Origin of the sequence: Gluconobacter aidae (assembly GCF_009547075.1) — a bacterium.
Lineage (GTDB): Bacteria > Pseudomonadota > Alphaproteobacteria > Acetobacterales > Acetobacteraceae > Gluconobacter > Gluconobacter aidae.
Map to the genome: position 1 here is coordinate 1 of NZ_WIPH01000100.1, position 921 is coordinate 921.

Consider the following 921-nt stretch of genomic DNA (forward strand, 5'->3'; position numbering starts at 1 on the left):
TTTGGGGCTCTCTGTGTGATTCCATCTCTCCTGCGTTGATTGGGGATGGTGGAAGATGAAGCAGCCGGGTTTCTTTGATGTTGAAGAGCGCTTTGCTCGATTGAGCGGGTTAGGTGACCAACTCGAAGCATTTTCCCGGACTGTGGATTTTGAGGTGTTCCGTCCTGATCTGGAGAAGTCTCTGGCCTATTCAGATGGAAGCAAAGGCGGACGACCGCCGTTCGATCCGGTGTTGATGTTCAAGATCCTGGTGATCCAGACGCTGAACAATTTGTCCGATGAACGGACGGAATATCTGATCAACGACCGCCTCTCCTTTATGCGCTTTCTTGGTCTGGGACTTTCAGATCGGGTGCCTGATGCCAAAACAGTCTGGCTGTTCCGTGAACGCCTGACACAGGCGAGAGCCATTGAAAGACTGTTTGACCGGTTTGATGCAACTCTGCGAAACGCCGGTTATCTGCCGATGTCAGGCCAGATCCTGGATGCCACGCTCGTAGCGGCTCCGAAGCAGCGCAATACCAACGCTGAGAAAGCGGATCTCCGGGCAGGACGTATTCCTGAAGACTGGCAGGACAAGCCATCCAAATTGTCCCACAAGGATCGCCATGCGCGCTGGACGCTGAAGTTCACGAAAGCGAAGCGGCAGGATGATGGAACCATGCCGTCGAGTGATCTCGCCATCCCGTTCTTTGGATACAAATCCCACATTTCCATCGATCGGAAGTTTCGGTTCATCCGGAAATGGAAGACGACGGATGCCGCCGCCAATGATGGCGCGCGATTGAGAGAAGGGCTGCTGGATAAAACCAATACGGCCTCAGGCGTCTGGGCGGATACCGCCTATCGCTCCAAAGCCAATGAAGACTTCATGGAAAAGCAGGGTTTTGTCTCAAAGGTTCACAGGAAGAAGCCGCATCT

The 921-nt window shown here is 53.5% G+C and carries 1 protein-coding gene; it reads left to right on the top strand.

Translation table 11 applies throughout. The annotated features are described in order from the left end of the window. Positions 1 to 55 precede the first annotated feature (55 nt). On the top strand, positions 56 to 921 hold an 866-nt coding region (locus tag GFJ39_RS13895), incomplete at its 3' end, for an IS5 family transposase (protein ID WP_153432047.1).